This is a genomic window from Acidovorax sp. KPB24-07 (assembly GCF_057543315.1).
On the sequence record NZ_BAAJYS010000363.1, the window covers coordinates 1 to 3,292 of the forward strand.

2 protein-coding genes and 1 pseudogene are annotated in these 3,292 nt (G+C 70.7%); all 3 read left to right on the forward strand.

The annotated features are described in order from the left end of the window. The coding region (locus AC27IQ_RS20975; RefSeq protein ID WP_487090647.1) for a LysR substrate-binding domain-containing protein at window positions 1-296 on the forward strand (296 nt) is incomplete at its 5' end. 271 nt (window positions 297-567) lie between these two features. Beyond that, window positions 568-2,297 (forward strand): annotated as a pseudogene (locus tag AC27IQ_RS20980) (methyl-accepting chemotaxis protein). After that, window positions 2,294-3,292, forward strand: a 999-nt coding sequence (locus AC27IQ_RS20985) for a chemotaxis protein CheW (protein WP_487090648.1), incomplete at its 3' end; no start/stop codon positions are given. The pseudogene AC27IQ_RS20980 and the gene AC27IQ_RS20985, both read left to right, overlap by 4 nt.

Consider the following 3,292-nt stretch of genomic DNA (forward strand, 5'->3'; position numbering starts at 1 on the left):
CGCTGGAGCCCTGGCGCACCTGGTTCGGCGCCAGCGGCCTGGACTGGGCCGAGCCCACCGAGGGCTCGCAGTTCAACGACATCGGCCTGATGTGCGACGCCGCCGCGGCCGGCATGGGCGTGGCGCTGGTGCGGCTCAAGCTGGGCGCGCCCTGGCTGGAAAACGGCACCCTGGTGCGGCTCTTTCCCGGCGAGGCACCCAGCCCGCACGCCCACTACCTGTGCTGGCGCACCGGCACCATGGACCGCTGGGAATGCGCGGCCTTCACCGACTGGCTGCGCCGCACCATGGCGTGAAACGGGGGGAGCGGCACCCCGGGCCCCCGCGCCGGGCGGCGATGGCGGGCAAAAAAACCCCGGTTTCGGCCGGCATGGGCTTGCGCGACGCGCACAGGGCCGTCAAGATTCCCAAAGGCCCTGCGCGGTGCGGGTCTATTGTGACGCCGGCGGCGGGCGCGGCTTCAAACCATCACATTACGCCTCGCCGGTTTTCCAGCAGGCCCGGCATTCAAGCCTGGGCTGCAGTGGCCGATAACCCCTAGATGCCGCACACCAGGACCTTGCGACCATGAACGCCTTCACAGAACCCCTTGCCGCGTCCGAGCTGGAACGCGCACGCACCACGGGCCTGCTGGCCGCGCTGGAACGGGTGCAATGCACCATCGAATTCGACCTGGCCGGCAAGGTCCAGCACGCCAACCCCCTGTTCCTGGCCCGCATGGGCTACGCCCTCGAGGACATCGTCGGGCAGCACCACCGCATCTTCTGCCCGCCCGACGTGGCGGCCAGCGCGGCCTACGGCGCCATGTGGGAGCGCCTGGCCGCCGGCGAGATCGTCGAAGGCGTGTTCCAGCGCCTGACCAGGAACGCCGAGCCGGTGTGGCTGCAGGCCTCCTACAACCCCATCTTCGACAGTGCCGGGCGCCCGGTGGGCGTGGTCAAGCTGGCCACCGACGTGACCCAGGCGCGCCAGGCCCAGGCCGACTTCGAGGGCAAGATCGCCGCGATGAACCGGGTGCAGGCCATGATCGAGTTCGATCTGCGCGGCAAGGTGCTGCACGCCAACCCCAATTTCCTGAAGGTGTTCGGCTACACCGAGGACGAGGTCGTCGGCCAGCACCACCGGATGTTCTGCACCCCGGAAGTGGTGCGCTCGGCGGAATACGCGCGGCTGTGGGAGCGGCTGGCCCGCGGCGAATTCGATGCCGGGCGCTACCGCCGCGTGGCCAAGGACGGCTCGGACGTGTGGATCCAGGCGTCGTACAACCCCATCCTCGACTCCTCCGGCAAGCCCTACAAGGTGGTGAAGTTCGCCACCGACATCACCGAGGAAACGCGCCAGGCCGCGGAGACCAAGGGCAAGCTCGATGCCATCGGCCTGTCGCAGGCGGTGATCGAGTTCAGCGTGGATGGCCGCATCCTCACCGCCAACCCGAACTTCCTGCGCACCATGGGCTACACGCTCGATGAGATCCGGGGCAAGCACCACAGCATGTTCTGCGACCCCGATTTCGTGAAGACGCAGACCTACCGCGACTTCTGGGCGGACCTGGGCGAGGGCAAGTTCCAGAGCGCGCGCTACCGGCGCATCGGCAAGCACGACGCCGGTATCTGGATCCAGGCCACCTACAACCCCATCTTCGACGTGGAAGGCCGCGTGTACAAGGTGGTGAAGTTCGCGGTCAACGTGACCGAGCAGGTCGAACGCGAAACCGCCGTGTCGCAGAAGGTGCGGGACATCGGCGCCGTGCTGCGCACCATCTCGGACTCGATCCAGCAGGTGGCGCGCAACTCCGAGCGCTCGGCCGACCTGGCCACCCAGACCCAGCGCGAGGCCGGCCAGGGCCACCAGGTGCTGGCGCGCTCGCGCGAGGCCATCGCCGCCATTGAGCAGTCGTCCGCCGACATCCGCGACATCGTGGCCACCATCGGCGAAATCTCCAGCCAGACGCATCTGCTGGCCTTCAATGCCGCCATCGAGGCGCGCGCGCCGGGCCGCACGGCATCGGCTTTTCCGTGGTGGCCGACGAGGTGCGCAAGCTGGCGGAAAAGTCGGCGCTCGCCGCGCAGGAAATCTCCAAGCTCGTGGGCAGCAGCGTGGCCCGCGTGGCCGAAGGCGGGCGCCTGTCCGAGGAAGTGGGCGCGGCCTTCAGCCGCATCCTGGCCGCGGTGGACAGCACCAGCCAGTCCATCGGCGAGATCCGCAACGCCATGCTGGCCCAGGAAACGTCCACCCAGGACGTCGTCGTGCTGCTGGACAAGCTGCAAGGCGCCAGTTCCGGACGCACGGGCGCATGACCGAGCCGGGCAGCCCCTCCACGCCAGCGGCGGCCGACGCCCAAGCCCCTGCCCCCGCCCAGGCGCATGTGCGGGTGCGCGTGGGCGACTGCCACATCGCCATCGCGGCGGTGCATGTGGAGCGCGCGCTTGCCATCCCGCCGCAGGGCCTGGCGGCCCTTCCCCGCCGCCAGGGCGCCCTGACCGGCATGATCGACCTGGACGGCCGGGCGGTGCCGGTGGTGTCGCTGGAGCGCTGGCTGCCCATCCAGGCCTCGCCTGTGGGCGGCGCTCTACAGCGGGTGCTGGTGCTGCACGCGGGGCCGGCGCGGATCGGGTTGCGGGTGGACGAGGTCCTGGGCGTGAAGCCCGTCGATCCGCAGGCCATCGTGCGCGTGCACCACGACGGCGGCCAGGAGGAATGGTTCCAGTCGGTCGTGCCCGCCTCGGCCGGCGCGCCGATCCTGTCGGTGCTCGAGGTCGACCGCCTGATGGCCCTGTGCCAAGTCTGGTGCGAGGACGTTGCAGCGCCAAAGGACCCGGCGCCTGCGGCACGCGCCCCGGACCAGGTCCCCACCGAACGGCATGCGGTCTTCGCCGTGGGCGACGACCTGTGGGCCGTGCCGGCCAGCGCCATCCACACGGTGGTGCCCGTGCCGCACGTCGAACTGAACATGCCCCCCGGCCACCTCACGGTGGCCATCAGCACGCTGCGGGGCCGCAAGCTGCCGCTGGTGGACGTGGCCGCCGATCCGGCCCGCGCCGGTGCCGCGCTGCGCCCCTGGGTGGCCGTGCTGGAAAGCCAGGGGCAGTGGGTCGGCCTCACGGCGGACACCTGCCGGCAACTGGTCGATCTGGCCGAACCCGACCGGGCGCCCACCCCCGGCGATCCGCTGCTCAAGGGCCTGGCCCTGGTGCCCGGGCTGGGCACGCTGCGGGTGCTGGACATCGGCAAGCTGTTCGAGGCCGTGCCCGAGGCGGCCGTGAGCGACGTGGCGCCGGCGCCGACGCAGGCC